This window comes from Pediococcus siamensis, from assembly GCF_047220215.1.
Classification (GTDB): Bacteria; Bacillota; Bacilli; order Lactobacillales; family Lactobacillaceae; genus Pediococcus; species Pediococcus siamensis.
In genome coordinates, this window is the sequence record NZ_CP178375.1 from 518,504 (window position 1) to 533,352 (window position 14,849).

Annotated in this window: 11 protein-coding genes and 3 pseudogenes; 13 read left to right on the forward strand and 1 reads right to left on the reverse strand. The window is 41.2% G+C overall.

Annotated features, from left to right (window positions below; translation table 11 throughout):
• Positions 1 to 8 precede the first annotated feature (8 nt).
• Positions 9 to 996, forward strand: a pseudogene (locus ACLJJ6_RS02470) (AMP-binding protein); the annotation flags it as partial.
• Between the two features lie 399 nt (positions 997 to 1,395).
• Positions 1,396 to 2,979 carry a phosphopantetheine-binding protein gene (locus ACLJJ6_RS02475; protein WP_412990414.1) on the forward strand — a complete coding sequence of 528 codons (1,584 nt, stop codon included), beginning with the start codon at positions 1,396 to 1,398 and terminating at the stop codon, positions 2,977 to 2,979.
• Positions 2,980 to 3,182: 203 nt separating this feature from the next.
• On the opposite strand, the gene ACLJJ6_RS02480 is transcribed toward ACLJJ6_RS02475, so the two are convergent.
• A complete protein-coding gene (locus ACLJJ6_RS02480) occupies positions 3,183 to 3,446 on the reverse strand; it encodes a hypothetical protein (RefSeq protein ID WP_412989882.1) in 264 nt (87 codons plus the stop codon).
• A gap of 276 nt (positions 3,447 to 3,722) precedes the next feature.
• On the opposite strand from ACLJJ6_RS02480, the gene rsgA reads away from it, so the two are divergent.
• From rsgA to istB, 11 genes and pseudogenes are all read left to right on the forward strand, one after another.
• Complete coding sequence (gene rsgA / locus ACLJJ6_RS02485) at positions 3,723 to 4,802, forward strand: ribosome small subunit-dependent GTPase A (RefSeq protein ID WP_412989883.1); 1,080 nt, start codon at positions 3,723 to 3,725, stop codon at positions 4,800 to 4,802.
• Between the two features lie 265 nt (positions 4,803 to 5,067).
• A complete protein-coding gene (locus tag ACLJJ6_RS02490) occupies positions 5,068 to 6,054 on the forward strand; it encodes an alcohol dehydrogenase catalytic domain-containing protein (RefSeq protein ID WP_412989884.1) in 987 nt (328 codons plus the stop codon).
• Between the two features lie 73 nt (positions 6,055 to 6,127).
• On the forward strand, positions 6,128 to 6,418 hold the full coding sequence (locus ACLJJ6_RS02495) for a DUF1905 domain-containing protein (protein ID WP_412989885.1): 291 nt from the start codon (positions 6,128 to 6,130) through the stop codon (positions 6,416 to 6,418).
• A gap of 16 nt (positions 6,419 to 6,434) precedes the next feature.
• A complete protein-coding gene (locus ACLJJ6_RS02500) occupies positions 6,435 to 6,917 on the forward strand; it encodes a GNAT family N-acetyltransferase (RefSeq protein ID WP_412989886.1) in 483 nt (160 codons plus the stop codon).
• A 238-nt stretch (positions 6,918 to 7,155) separates the two neighbouring features.
• Positions 7,156 to 7,558 (forward strand): annotated as a pseudogene (locus ACLJJ6_RS02505) (VOC family protein).
• A 546-nt stretch (positions 7,559 to 8,104) separates the two neighbouring features.
• A pseudogene (ptcA, locus tag ACLJJ6_RS02510) lies at positions 8,105 to 9,133 on the forward strand (putrescine carbamoyltransferase).
• Between the two features lie 45 nt (positions 9,134 to 9,178).
• On the forward strand, positions 9,179 to 10,537 hold the full coding sequence (locus ACLJJ6_RS02515; RefSeq protein ID WP_412989887.1) for an APC family permease: 1,359 nt from the start codon (positions 9,179 to 9,181) through the stop codon (positions 10,535 to 10,537).
• 21 nt (positions 10,538 to 10,558) lie between these two features.
• The gene (aguA, locus tag ACLJJ6_RS02520; protein ID WP_412989888.1) at positions 10,559 to 11,653 is read left to right on the forward strand and encodes an agmatine deiminase; all 1,095 of its coding nucleotides are present in this window, start codon (positions 10,559 to 10,561) and stop codon (positions 11,651 to 11,653) included.
• 58 nt (positions 11,654 to 11,711) lie between these two features.
• Positions 11,712 to 12,659 carry a carbamate kinase gene (gene arcC, locus ACLJJ6_RS02525; protein ID WP_412989889.1) on the forward strand — a complete coding sequence of 316 codons (948 nt, stop codon included), beginning with the start codon at positions 11,712 to 11,714 and terminating at the stop codon, positions 12,657 to 12,659.
• Between the two features lie 112 nt (positions 12,660 to 12,771).
• Positions 12,772 to 13,986, forward strand: coding sequence for an IS21 family transposase (gene istA, locus ACLJJ6_RS02530; protein WP_260210390.1), 1,215 nt, complete (start codon positions 12,772 to 12,774; stop codon positions 13,984 to 13,986).
• Positions 13,973 to 14,803 carry an IS21-like element helper ATPase IstB gene (gene istB / locus ACLJJ6_RS02535; RefSeq protein WP_412988384.1) on the forward strand — a complete coding sequence of 277 codons (831 nt, stop codon included), beginning with the start codon at positions 13,973 to 13,975 and terminating at the stop codon, positions 14,801 to 14,803. The genes istA and istB overlap by 14 nt, the downstream gene beginning before the upstream one ends.
• Positions 14,804 to 14,849 lie beyond the last annotated feature (46 nt).

Genomic DNA, 14,849 nt, shown 5'->3' on the forward strand with positions numbered 1-14,849 from the left:
AATTGCCCATGACTTTATTAGAAAAATTAGCGCAAAATGTGATACGTAATCCTGAAAAAATTGCGATTTATACGGATAAGGGTGCCTTTACGTATCGAGAAGTAGCGCACATTACCAATGAAATTGCGAATGCCATTAGTGCACGATTTCCGCAATCAGGCGTTGTCTCGCTTTATTTAAACCACAGCTACCGGATTATTTTTGCCATTTTGGGCGTTTTAAAGGCTGGGTGTACATGTGCCCCTGTCACGTGAAAATAGTGCGGAAAAGAATGCGTACATTAAAAACCTCACGCACTGTGCGTTTATGATTACGGATGTGGCTGAAGCAGCTACCAATACAGATACGTTATTATTGTCTGATGAGATGCTTGAAGCAATGCTGGGCCGGCCTGGAGGATTAACACGCCCCAAATCGTTACCAAATATTGCTTATATTTTATTTACTTCTGGCAGTACTGGAAAACCTAAAGGGGTGCTCGTCACAGCTCAGAATCTAGATTATATTTTAGCAAACATGCAACAAATTTGTCCTGGCGATGAAAAGAGTGTCTATTGTTTTACCACGCCGTACACATTTGATGTTGCGGCAACAGAAATTTTTGGCTGGATATGTGCGAATGGGGCAGTGTTTACGTTTGATTTGAATAATTTTGGTCAGTATAAACAATTACTGCATCAGATTGATCACTATCAGATCAGTCACTTCGGCGCTTCGCCAGCGCTCTTGAATACGATCTTTGATATTAGCCAGCCTAAAGATATTCAGGCAATTAGCGATCATGTCAAATATCTGATCATTGCGGGGGAAACAATGCCCGTCCAACTGGTCGCCAAGTGGCAACACTTGCACATTCACAGTCAGCTCTACAATTTTTATGGTCCAACTGAAGCGACTGTTTATGCCACTTACTATCAGGTTCCACGCAAGTTTGCCGGTACCAGTGTGCCGATTGGCCAACCACTGCACGGGGCCGATTTTCAAATTATCAATCAGAATCAAGATGGCATCGGGGAACTGGTGATTGTTGGGGATGGCGTGACCGCCGGGTATCTGGGTAACTCGGAATTGACGAAGCAGAAGTTTGGGCGAACAGCTGATGGGCGTCGCTATTATCGGACGGGAGATTTGGTAGCCTGTGATCAGGACCACAATCTGTTGTTTCATGGCCGAAATGATGATCAAGTTGAGTTAAACGGCATCCGCGTAGAGCTGGGAGAAATTGATTATAATGTGAGTCAGTTAGTTGAAATTCAAGCTTGCCAGACTTTGCAACATAATGGCATTTTAGTCACGTTTTACACTGGCCAAGAAATGACCCTGGATATCCGTAAAATTAGAGCCCAACTGGCTCAAAAGGTCCCTAAGTACATGATTCCCAATACGTTCATTCATATGGACCATTTTCCCTTGAACCAGAGTCATAAGGTTGACCGCAAAGCCTTGCTTGCCAGTCTAAAAAATGTGAAGACAAGCTCGAAAGCGACGTCACACCAAGATGACCAGCGCTTCTTAAAGGTGTTTCAAACCGCATTAGGGCGTGAAATCGGGTTTGATGATGACTTTTTTGAACTGGGTGGCGATTCTTTACGTGTTGTGGAATGTGTCATCAAGTTGGAAGCGTTATGCCAAGTTTCCTTAGAAATGGATACTTTCTATGAATATCGCACACCTAAAAAGATCATTGATCAGATAAAAAAGAAGATGGTGGTGAAACCAGCACCAGAAATGCCTAAGATCCCCACTGGTAAAACTCAAATTGCAGTTAGCGAATTACGTTTGGGGACGATTACGGACGTTGTACCGGCAAGTTATACGCAGCGACTTTACTACTATAAAAAGAAAGTTAACTTGGTTTCATTTTCGGTAAAATTACAAGCATCATTTTCAGCAGCGCACATCACACACGCCGTCGCCATGGTAGCTAAATATAATCCGGCATTGCGTACGTCACTGGGATTTGTGGATGACCAGCTGAAAATGAGGGTGCATGAGGCAATTCAAACTGCGAAAGTCGCAGTCGTGACCGCGCCAGCAGATAGAGAACAATTTGAAGTGAAAATCCAAAAAAAGCTTGAGGATGCCGTTTTTCGTGCCCGTTATACACAAGGGGCTTTATTCAACTATGTGATCATAGAAAGTCCGGATAGCCAAACCTTGGAAGTGTGTGTGGACCATTGTGTGTTTGATGCGTCGTGTATTGCAATTTTTAAAGAGGATTTGACCAAGGTTCTGGCAGGCAAACAACCTTTAAAACGCGGCGTCACATATGCTCAGTATTGTCAGCGCCTGATGCAAAGCCACATATTAACTGAAATTTTGCACCATCCCTATACGCATCAGCTAGTTGCCAGTAATCAAGCGTGTGCACAGCTGTTTGAACAGGTTCCGCTTGGCAGCAGTCACGTGGTTGTCAAGCACGTGACGGTTTTTGAAGGCACCCAATTAAGCTATTTGATCAGTTATTTATCGAGTAAAGAATTAGTCGCCGCTTATGGACTCACAACGGTGACGTCTAATTTAATTTTGAATTTGCGCAATTTCTCTGAATTCTCGGCTGTGGATACAATCGGTGACTTGCATTCTACCGTTCAACTAATTTATTCAGCAGGCGAATCATACGCCGACTTTAACCGGCGGTCACAGACAGTAGTTGAAAAATTGTTTACAGGGGAATTATACAATCCTCGATCAGTCACCTACCAAAACTATCCGGAGCTTTCTGAAAACCAAAGAGAATTGAGAAAGATTATTGGCAATGATGTGCCAATCAGCATCAGTTTTGTCGGCTTGGTGGAGCCGGCAGATCTGTCCTCATATGCGGCGTCCATTGCGGCAGCTCAGCACCAATTAGCGCAAACTGCTGATTTATCAAGAATTTATGCCACGGCCGTTTTGTGTCGCGATCAGCTCCATATTTTTTATGATCACCAGGTTTATCCACAACAGAAAACGTTCGATTTCACTCAAATTCAGTAATAATGTCGTTAATGTCGTAATAGCCCTTGAGGAGGATTTTTCCCCGTTTGTGGCTATGAAACTTAAAAGGAGCGCTTGGAATTTTCTTCCAGGCGCTCCTTTTGGGGTATGAGGATAACGGTAAGACGTTTCTTGCGCAGAGGCTTAAATTACCAGAGGCCGAAAGTGAAATTAGATAGTCAGGACTCCATCTAATCTGGCTTTTAGATTGGGGGGAAGGTGGTGCTGACAGATCTAAAAGAAATAATTTTTATGATTGCAAAAAGACCCATCAACCCATTGGCCAGCACCGAACTCATGATGTGAATAAATGCCGTAATACTTGAAACTTGACTGCAATTTACGGTTAACTCAACTTTGGCAGTGTCAACTTGATGGACGATATTTTGAAAATGGCGGTTCATATTTAAAGCGTAAAAAATATCAAAAGCTTTCATTGTTGAACCAGGAAACATAGTTGCTAGCATCGAATTTGTGAAAATCCACGTATGCTAATTGAAAAAGCCTTGCGACACTACTGCGCAATTTGGTGCCAAATTTTTAGTGGATGGTTAAACTTGAAAGTTTGCTATTTTCGAACAGAAAACTAGCGGTGCTTTCTAATGAATTATGCTATAATGGCACCACTTACAAGTGAAAGGATGATGTTTTATGGCAATTGTAAGGACGGATGGACTGACGGCGGAGGTACGGATAAGCTAGTCTCATCTCAGCCTCCACGATTTTTATGGAGGAAACAATTAGTGAAACATAAACAACTGAAAACTTTTGGCTTTAACGAAGAAATCCAAGACTACGTCACACATCATTTACAGGGTCTAGCGTTAGGACGCGTCATTAGCCAACAGCGAAATCTATATGAAGTGATGCTGGAAGATAAACAAATTCGGGCCGTGGTTTCAGGTCGCATACAAAATTTAGCCCTTGATGCGCAGGATTTTCCGGCAGTGGGAGATTGGGTTGGTATGCGCCAAACGGGATTATCGACAGATACGGCCATTATTGAGCGGATCGTGCCGCGACAAAGTGTGTTTCTTCGAAAAATGGCTGGGCGGCAATCGGCGGTGCAAGTCGTTGCTGCAAATGTTGATACCATCTTTATCTGTATGGCACTTGATGGCAATTATAATTTAAAACGTCTTGAACGTTACTTAACCGTGGCGTTTGCTAGTGGTGCCAAACCGGTCATTATTTTGACCAAAGCCGACCTGGCAACTGATTTGGATCAGCAATTGGCGTCAGTGACCAAAATTGCTAGTGGCGCCCAGGTTGTGTCCTGCTCGAGTGCAGATGACAGTTGGCTGCGAGTCAAAAAGTTTGTGGCTCCTGGAGAAACGGTAGCTTTCATTGGCTCTTCGGGAGTGGGGAAGACCACACTCATCAATCAGTTAATGGGAAAGAAAATTGGCGCGACGCAAGCGGTGCGGTCAAGCGATAGCCACGGTCGTCACACCACTACTAGTCGGGAACTCATGCAGCTTCCGGATGGCGGGCTCGTTATTGATACGCCGGGGATGCGTGAATTGGGAGTAGTTAGTGGCGATTTTGCAACCACCTTTGCAGATATTACTGAATTGGCACAATCTTGCAAGTTCAGAGATTGCCGGCATGAAAATGAACCCGGGTGTGCGGTCCAAGAAGCAATTCGCACAGGAACTTTAAGTCCTGAGCGGTTAGCAAGTTATCGCAAGTTGCAGGCAGAAGCTAGCACTAATGAAAACTTACGTGGCAGGGCACGTGAAAATGCCAAAGTGGACCGCATGTTTGGTGGAAAAAAACAAATGAAGGCGTTTCTTAAAGCCCAGCGCAAGCGCCGTCGTTAAAAAATTGAATGAAGTGAGCGTGAGAAAAAAGATGCGTTAATTTTGAGCATACGAAGTTAGCCATGCAACTAAAATCGCTAAAGCCATAGGTTATTATGGCAATCTCGAAAGCCGAATGATTCGTCCAATCATTCGGCTTTCGTAGTTAAGCGAGGAAGCTTTTTTATTAAGATGCAAAGACGGGTATCCGAGCGGCGTTTCCTAATCTCTGATGCTTGTCGCTAACCTCACTATTAAAAGAATTGGTAAATAAAGGAGCAAGAAAATGCAGGCATGGGTTGTAGAAAAAAACGAACAGCGACAAATTGATGACTTACAGTTCATCCAGATAGCCACACCAGCACCGGGGGCCGACGAGCTGCTGGTCAAAGTGCACAGTGTCGGGTTGAATCCGGTTGATTATAAAGTTATTGAAGGCGGTGTGGCTACTTGGCATTACCCGCATGTGGTGGGGTTAGATGTCGCTGGGGAGGTCGTAGCGATCGGCACTGACGTTTCTCAATTTACGGTAGGAGAACGTGTTTTTTATCATGGCGATTTGACTCGCCAAGGTGGATTTGCTGAATTTGCGACTCCTAAGGCAGATGTGGTTGCCAAAATGCCAGCTGACTTAACCTATGCGCAAGCCGCAGCCCTTTTATGTGGGGCGATGACGGCCTATCAGGCTATTTTTCGAAAAGCCAGTTTGACAAATCGACATACTGCGCTGATTCACGCTGGAGCTGGCGGAGTAGGTGGTATTGCCATTCAGTTAGCAAAACTAGCTGGCTTAAAAGTACTGACCACCGTTTCGAAACGTAAACAGGCATTTGTCACAAATTTACACCCAGATTTTATGATCGACTACCGCACGCAAAATGTGACGCAGGTGGTTCAACAACTAACGGCTGGATTGGGAGTCGATCTGATTGTGAACACAATTGGGGCGAAGGCTGCCACCGCCGACTTGGATCGATTAGCCTATAATGGGGCATTGGTCACGATTGATGGGCAACCAGACCTGAGGGCCAGTGATTATGCGCGTCGTGGAATTGGCGTGTTCAGTGTGAATTTGGGCGGGGCACATCAAAGCAAAAATCCGCAGCAACGGCAAGATTTAGCAAAAATGGCGACCGAACTAGGAAATTTAGTTGTTGCGCATAAGTTAAATCCATTGGTGGAACGCCAAATTAGTTTTCAAGAAATCCCCCAGGGCTTACAAGCTATCAAAGCTCATGAAGTCATTGGTAAAATTGTTGCCAATTGGGATTAATGGCTTATAAAAATAAGCAGACAAACAAATAAGACCAAAAATTCACAAAGATTGTTGAGGAGGTAACCGACAAATGACAGCCAAACAATTTGAGTTTAAAGCCGTTATAAATGCATCGGAAATTGGTAAGGGTGGCGCCTACGTGATCTTTCCATATGATATTCGTCAGATTTTTAATCAGGGGCGTGTTAAGGTACACGCGACGTTTGACGGGATTCCCTATGATGGCAGTATTGTCAATATGGGTCTCAAAAATAAAGATGGCTCGATTTGTTATCTATTGGGCCTGCGTCAGGATATTCGCCGGCAACTACATAAAACAATCGGTGACAGCGTGTTCGTTACAGTGTGCGAACGAAAGTGAAAGAGAGGACTGACAAATGAAAATAACTCAGCGGCTTTTTAAGACCAGCGATGCGCAAGTCGTGGTGGACTTGATTGCCCGGACAATGCGGGTATCGAATCGAAAAGATTATTCAGCGGCTTACATTGAACGTGATATCCACGAGCGAGATGCGGCTTTTTTTGTTGCGCAAGCCAAACAAACGCATTTTTATGTTTTTTTTGACGGTGCCAAAATCATCGCCACCGGGGCAATTGGGTCGTACTGGGGAAGTCAGACCGAATTTTCCTTATTTAGTATTTTTGTGGATCCTCAGTATCAGGGGCAAGGTGTCGGACGGTTCGTGATTCAAACGTTAGAGCAGGATCCTTATTTTCTGAAAGCTAAACGGGTAGAAATTCCGGCTTCAATTACTGGTCTTCCCTTTTATCAGAAAATGGGTTATCAATTCAAAGATGGTGTGGACCAAGTCGATGAAGAACAGCTTTACCGCTTAGAAAAGTTCACCAAATCCAACTAAGATTGTTTAGGTTAAGAACTGTTCATAAATTCGTGTTCATGCCCATTTACTCGTTCGAAAATCTGCCCGGCCCGATGAAATGCTGTCCAAATTTGTTTCTGCTTTCTCGCCAATTTTTGTTAAGTGATATTTTTGCATCTAGCGCCAGCCCGTGCCATAATAAGGTGCAACATCTTATTGGTACAATTAACTTTTTCGAATGTTTAGACGCGTTTTCAGGATGAAGGAGTGTTTAAGGATGGCTAAAATGATTTTTGTGAATTTACCGGTTAGTGATATGCAACGCTCAATTAAATTTTACGAAGCTTTGGGATTTAGAAAGAATCCAGAATTTTCTAACGAAGACGGTACTGGGATGATGTGGGACGATCAAATTTGGATCATGCTGTTGACTCATAGCTTTTACCAGCGTTTCTTGAAAAATCAGCAGGTGGCGGACACCCAAAAAGTTAGTGGCTCGATGACCGCCTTTAGTTTGGATAGTGTGGAAGCTGTTAAGGCCTTTGCGAAAACTGCGAAAGAAAATGGCGGCGACTATTACCACGTGGAGATGAACATTCCAGAAGATCAAATGTATGAACTGGAGGTTCTTGATCCTGACGGCAATGGTTTTATCGGCGTCGTGGATGGCAATGCCATAGAAAAATGAAAATAAATTGAATCGTAAAACTAAGAACTGAGACAACTTCTAAAATTGTCTCAGTTTTTTTATACACAATTGCGGATTGTCGTTGTGGAAAACGCTTGGTTCTGAATAATTAATCAGGCCCGTTACTTGCGTGTAACGCTATTTGGCGGCGTAAATGGCGTGAATGCGATTCTTCCAAGCTAACCTCGGTAGATTATTAAAATTACGTCGTCCAAAAAATGATAATGCTAAGCAAGAAAGTGACTTGTTTCACACGAATTTTAAAAATATTCTTGATTAAAATTGGGAATGGCCGTTAGCCGAAACGTTCTGGAGGAATAACAAATGAAACATGTTTCATGATTTGAAACAAACAACATAACCAAAAACCTTGTTGTATCAGCATTGAAAACGCTTTATTTATCGTTTTTGTATTTGTATGATGAAAATACAGATAAAAAAAGATTTCCTGAAGGGGGACTGGGATGACAGGTAGAAGTTTTAATTTTTTTAGATGTGTGGGTCAAATTAATTCGTCAAAGTAAGGAGATAGCAATTTATGAAAAGAGACTTTATTGATACAAATACTTATACGCAAAAAGAAATTCAATACATGATTGATTTGGGGATTAAAATTAAGGAATCCATTCGAAATGGATATTATCCTCCCCTATTAAAAAATAAAACACTAGGAATGATTTTCGAGCAAAGTTCAACTCGAACAAGAACTTAGGCGGAGGCAGCCATGACGGAATTAGGAGGTCACGCACAGTATTTGGCACCTGGACAAATTCAATTGGGTGGTCATGAAACAATAGAAGACACTTCACATGTCCTTGGACGTATCCTTGATATTATTGGTGCACGGGTTAACCGACATCATACGGTAGCTGAGGTTGGTAAATATGCTAAGGTTCCTGTTGTTAATTTTATGAGTGATTACAATCATCCTACGCAAGAATTGGGTGACATCATTACAATGACCGAGCATTTGCCTAAAGGTAAGAAGTTGAATGACTGTAAAATCGTCTTTGTGGGTGACGCAACACAAGTTTGTGTTTCAACGATGTTTATGACTACCAAAATGGGAATGGACTTCGTTCAGTATGGACCAAAAGATTTCCAAATGAAAGATGAAGTTGTCAAGATAGGTCGAGAAAATGCAAAGCAGTATGGTGGTAGTGTAACGCTGACAGAAGATCCTGATATTGCAATGAAAGATGCAGACTTTGTGTATACAGATGTTTGGTACGGGCTTTATGACGATGAGATGCCGAAAGAAGAAAGAATGAAGATATTTTATCCAAAGTACCAGGTTAATTCGGATCTCATCGCTAAAGCATCTGACCATGTACAATTTATGCACTGTCTACCCGCAACACGTGGCGAAGAAGTAACTGATGAAGTACTTGATTCGGAGTATTCGATTGTTTGGGATGAGGCAGCAAATCGAAAGACAGCAATGCGTGCTATTTTTGTTTATTTATTGAATCCAAGTCTAAATTATGCGTCCGAAGAAGTTGCCGCAAAATACAACGCGGAGTTCGAGACTTTCTTAAGAAATGCTGTGGATGAAAGAAATAAATAGACTTGTTTAGAATAGTTATCGTGTTTCTAGAATGGAGAAAACACTATGGAAAGTGGAAAAAGAAAATTTAGGTTATTTGATGCCGTTTTAATGTCAGTTGTGGTTATTTTGGTGGTTGAATCGGCGGCTCCTGCGGCAGCAATTGGAACCTCACAATTCTTTTGGTGGATCTTCTTATTAATACTGTTCTTTCTGCCATATGGACTTATTTCTTCTGAACTAGGCACAAGTTACACTGGTGAAGGAGGACTGTACGACTGGGTAAAACAAGCGTTTGGGCCACGCTGGGGAGGAAGATTAGCTTGGCTATATTGGATTAATTATCCGATTTGGATGGCAAGTTTGGCAGTTTTGTTTGCACAAGTATCAGGAACTATTTTTAAGATTAAATTTAACACATTTACTTCTATTTTGGTACAGCTAATTTTTGTTTGGTTCGTCGTTATTATTGGAAATAAACCGGTTTCTGAAAGCAAGTGGATTATGAACGTGGCAGCGTTTGCTAAGATCTTTACCATATTAGCACTGGCAGGATTGGGATTTTATGTGGCAGTTACTAAGGGCGTCGCTAACGATTTTTCTCCTCATAATTTTTTGCCAGAGTTAAACATTAATAGCTTAAGTAACTTATCTGTTATTGTTTTTAACTTTCTTGGATTTGAAGTGGTTGCAACTATGGCAGATGATATGGATAATCCCAAAAAACAAATTCCGCAAGCAATTATATATGGTGGTGTTTTAATTGCATTTTTCTATCTATTGTCTGCATTTGGAATGAGTGCAGCAATTCCAACAAGTAAACTTTCATCGTCTAGTGGATTGTTGGATAGTTTTATATTGATGATTGGAAAAATGAATTGGTTTGTCATATTAATTGGAGTTTTGTTTTTATATATTCTCATCTCTGAAATGGTTTCTTGGGCATTGGGAGTAAATTATGTTGCTGATTATGCGGCGAAAGATCACGTTTTACCGAGTGTTTTTGGCAAAGAAAACTATAAAGGGATGCCAGTTGGAACGGGGTATTTAAATGGTTTAATTGCCACTATTTTAGTGATAATTGCACCATTAATACCAAATCAAGACATTTTTTGGGCCTTTTTTTCCTTGAATGTAATTGCTTTGCTAATGTCATATACTATGATGTTTCCAGCTTTTTTAAAATTGAGAAAGGCTGATTCAAAACATGAACGACCGTTTAAAGTTCCGGGAAACAAAGCTCTGATTACACTCATGGCTTGGATACCTGAAATTATATTAATAGTCACAATTGTTTTTACAGCTATTCCACTAAATAGCACAAAAAGCGAAATAGACGCAAAAATGCCAATATTAATTGGGACTTTAATTACATTGATTTCTGGTGAAATTATCGTGCGAGTGACAGAACATAAAAAATTATGAAGTAAGGAATGGTGATTTTAATTGAAAACTTTAGATAGTACACCAAAGAAAGACGGATATCGTATGCCTGGAGAATTTGAATCTCACAAAGGAGTATATATGCTTTGGCCACAACGACCAGATAACTGGAGAAACGGCGGAAGGCCAGCTCAAAGAACTTTTGCTAAAGTAGCGGAGGCAATTTCGCAGTTTGAGCATGTTACGGTAGGTGTAAACGATGACCAATTTGCGAATGCACGTCACATGCTGTCTGACCAAGTAGAGGTGGTGGAACTTTCGAATAATGATTCTTGGATAAGAGATTGTGGTGCCACTTTTGTTAAAAACGATAAGGGTGGACTTCGCGCAGTTGATTGGTCATTTAACGCTTGGGGTGGACTTGTAGACGGGTTATATTTTCCTTGGGACAAAGACGATCGGGTAGCCCAGAAGATGTCGGAATTAGAGCGGGTTGATCGATATCGTCTCGACAATTTTGTTCTTGAAGGTGGCTCAATTCATGTTGATGGCGAAGGAACCTTAATTACCACCGAAGAATGTCTTTTGTCAAAAGGTCGTAATCCACAACTTTCAAAAAAACAAATTGAAGAGGTTTTAAAAGAACATTTAAACTTAAAAAAAATTATTTGGTTAAAAAAGGGTATTTATCTCGATGAGACAAATGGTCATGTGGATAATATTGCTAACTTTGTTAAACCAGGCGTTGTAGTTTTAGCATGGACAGATGACCAAAAAGATCCTCAATACGAAATTTCAAAAGAAAATTTCGAAATTCTTACTAACGCTACAGATGCGAAAGGAAGGAAACTCAAAGTAGTTAAACTTCGTGTTCCACAGCCCGTCAAGATTACAGAAGAAGAAAGTGAGGGGGTGGACGCAGTCGAGGGAACTTTACCGCGGCAAAAAGGTGACAGACTAGCTGCAAGTTATGTGAACTATTACACAGCAAATGGTGGAATTGTTTTCCCCACTTTTGATGATCCAAATGATGAAAAAGCTCAAAAAACATTAAGCGAATTATATCCAGATCGCAAGATAGTTGGGGTTCCAGCCCGCGAAATTTTGCTTGGCGGTGGTAACATCCATTGTATTACTCAGCAAGTACCTATGAATTAATGAAAATATGGCAAATAAACTGGAAAAAGTTTAGAAAGAGAAAAAGGGGTGATACCTAATGACAAAACGAAGAGTGTTGATTGCTTTGGGTGGAAATGCAATTTTGTCAAAGGACGCATCAGCTCAGGCACAGCAAGAGGCTTTAAGACAAACTGCGAAGTATCTTATTACTTTTATAAAAAATGGTGATGAATTAGTCATTTCTCATGGTAATGGACCACAGGTGGGTAATTTAATCTTGCAACAAGCCAACGGAAGTACAAGTGAAAACCCAGAAATGCCTTTAGATACGGCCGATGCAATGACTGAAGGTAGTATTGGTTATTGGTTACAGAACGCTTTAGGAGAAGAGTTAAAAAAAGCTGGCTTAAATAAGTCAGTGGTGACACTCATTACACAATCTGAGGTAAGTGCTGAAGATGAAGCATTTGAGCATCCAACTAAGCCGATCGGTCCATTTTACACGAAGTCAGCAGCTGAGCAACAACAGCAAGAACATCCAGACTATCATTTTATCGAAGATGCCGGCCGAGGGTATCGAAGAGTTGTACCATCTCCACGTCCTATTCATATCACTGAATCAGAAGTGGTCAAAAAATTGGTCGAAAATGGTGTGATTCCAATATCTGTTGGAGGTGGTGGAATACCAGTTGTTCGCCAAGGTGAGCGATTGGTAGGCCAGGAGGCAGTGATAGATAAGGACTTAGCTTCAGAAAAATTAGCAGAACAAATTAACGCAGATTTACTAATTATTTTAACAGCAGTTGACCATGTATTTATAAATTTCAATAAACCAGACCAAAAAGCTTTAAAGCGAGTTACAATTGCTGAGCTTCAACGTTATATAGCCGAAAATCAATTTGCAGAAGGTAGCATGTTACCGAAGATTCAGGCAGCTGTTGACTTTGTGAAAAAATCTAAAAATGCGAAAGCTATCATTACTACGCTTGAAAATATTGGTAACTTTCTTGAGAATGGAGAGGGAACGATAATTACAGCTGCTTAGCTTAAGTGTCAGCAACGGTTGTAAAATGTTGGAAAATACCGATTAGAAAATGTCGGTTTTCCAACATTTTTTTACGGTAAACTAAACGTATCTCAAATTTGGAGGAACTGAAATGCGTTTAGATGTTGAACAGTGTGTCCAGCAATATATTATGAACAAAATAAAGCCCAACTTCGCTGAAATTGGTCGACGATATGGTGTTGATCCGCGAACGGTTAAAAGATACTACAATTTAGGGCTCACGCCCCCAGATGAGCAGCCACAACCCTTACGGCGGCCGAGTAAACTTGACGATTATCGAAAAACGATTGAAGAAAAGGTTCTAGAAGGCTGTTCGGCAACGGCAATTTATTACTTTATCAAAGAACGTGGCTATCAAGGAAAGCAAAGTATTCTCAGAGACTATTGTCGAACCATCAGAAAAGCCGCAACGAAAAAAGCCACTATCCGGATTGAAACCTCGCCAGGGCTTTCAGCCCAGGTTGATTGGAAAGAAGACTTAACATTGATTTCTCGGCATGGAGAGATTGTCAAAGGCAACATCTTCTTATATGTTTTAGGGTACTCGCGAATGAAATACATGCAATTTACCTTCAGTCGCAGCCAAACTACCTTTTTTGATTGCTTAACGAATGCCTTTTGGGCAACCGGGGGTGTGCCGAAAGAAATCTGGTTTGACAACCAAAAGGTTGTCGTCGATCATCATAAAAGTAATTTTGGTAAGCCGGTATTTAATGAAACCTTCGTTGAATACGCTAAGGACGCTTGTTTCAAGCCAATTGCTTGTCGACCGTTTCGGCCACAAACCAAAGGAAAGGTTGAGGCGTTGGCCAGAACTACTCAGCGAATTAAAGTTTACAACCATGAGTTTGAAGAGCCGCTAGACTTAGCCGAGATCGTTCATTTGACGTGTGATCAGCTGAATCATGAGAAGTCTCAGGCGACTCAAATTCCGCCTTATTTATTGCTTGATAAAGAAAAAGAGTATCTCCATGATTTTGATCATGACTTACTCGATGCCTATGCCAGCCAAACCATCGCAAGGAAAGTTAGCAAGGAATCAATGATTGTCTTTCAAAATCGGAAATACTCCGTCCCCATCAGATATATTGACGAAACCGTACAAATTAAACACGATGACAATACTCTATACGTTTATTATAACGGAGAACTAATTCGTTCTCACCCTATTTCACTGAAAAGATTTAATTATCTTCGCGATGACATGGAAGAGATTGTCCGATCAGACCTTTATAAGAATCGTGATGACCGAGTCATTGATGATTACGTCGACCGAAACCTGAAGATGTTTGATGAAATGGAGTGAGAAAATGGCTAATTACCAAGCGTTATACACCAACCTTAGACAATTAAAGTTAGATCGTTTCGCCGAACATTTAGGCTACCTATTGGATCATCAAGATGAAGCACCCAAGTCCTTGAGTGATGCCTTATTCGAATTGACAACGGCTGAGCTTAAATACCGGGAACAAAAAAAGATTAATTTGAGAATTAAACTAGCCCGCTTTCCATATGAAAAAACGTTAGCTGACTTTGACTTTAGCTATCAACCAGGAATTAACCAAGGGACAATTGAGGACTTGGGATCACTAAGATTCACCCAAGAGAATCAAAACATTTTGTTTATCGGCACCTCCGGTGTCGGTAAGACTCACCTAGCCACCGCCATTGGAATTGAAGGGTGTAAACAAGGAATTTCAACGCAGTTTATTCGATGTAGCGACCTCATCAACAAGCTTCAAACAGCACAAGTTCAAGGACGAAGCGAAGAAGTGTTGCGCCGGTATGCCCGTTTTCAAATTCTAATCATTGACGAGATTGGTTATCTCCCAATTGAGTCAGTGGGTGCTAAGCTGTTCTTTCAGCTAATTGAAAGACGATATGAACGGAAATCAACCATTATCACCACTAATATTCCGCTTTCTAAGTGGGGAAACACCTTTTCAGATAAGATGTTAGCTAACGCCATTTTAGACCGCTTGGTTCACCACGCTAAAGTCATCCGAATCACCGGTCGATCATATCGAATGAAGGATCATTTGATTGAAAAGAAGGATAATTCTGGACCTGATTTATCAGGTTTTAGCTCACAAAATAAAGAAAGGAGCAGTGAGACACTGTAAACCTTATCGGTAAAAAACAGCATTTTTTAATCGGCAAAAAACGACA

Bases quoted from the DNA above. Each gene is read 5' to 3' on its own strand.
- ACLJJ6_RS02475 (WP_412990414.1), top strand. From the start codon at position 1,396: ATGGACCATTTTCCCTTGAACCAGAGTCATAAGGTTGACCGCAAAGCC.
- ACLJJ6_RS02480 (WP_412989882.1), bottom strand. From the start codon at position 3,446: ATGCTAGCAACTATGTTTCCTGGTTCAACAATGAAAGCTTTTGATATT.
- ACLJJ6_RS02490 (WP_412989884.1), top strand. From the start codon at position 5,068: ATGCAGGCATGGGTTGTAGAAAAAAACGAACAGCGACAAATTGATGAC.
- ACLJJ6_RS02495 (WP_412989885.1), top strand. From the start codon at position 6,128: ATGACAGCCAAACAATTTGAGTTTAAAGCCGTTATAAATGCATCGGAA.
- ACLJJ6_RS02500 (WP_412989886.1), top strand. From the start codon at position 6,435: ATGAAAATAACTCAGCGGCTTTTTAAGACCAGCGATGCGCAAGTCGTG.
- ACLJJ6_RS02515 (WP_412989887.1), top strand. From the start codon at position 9,179: ATGGAAAGTGGAAAAAGAAAATTTAGGTTATTTGATGCCGTTTTAATG.
- arcC (WP_412989889.1), top strand. From the start codon at position 11,712: ATGACAAAACGAAGAGTGTTGATTGCTTTGGGTGGAAATGCAATTTTG.
- istA (WP_260210390.1), top strand. From the start codon at position 12,772: ATGCGTTTAGATGTTGAACAGTGTGTCCAGCAATATATTATGAACAAA.
- istB (WP_412988384.1), top strand. From the start codon at position 13,973: ATGAAATGGAGTGAGAAAATGGCTAATTACCAAGCGTTATACACCAAC.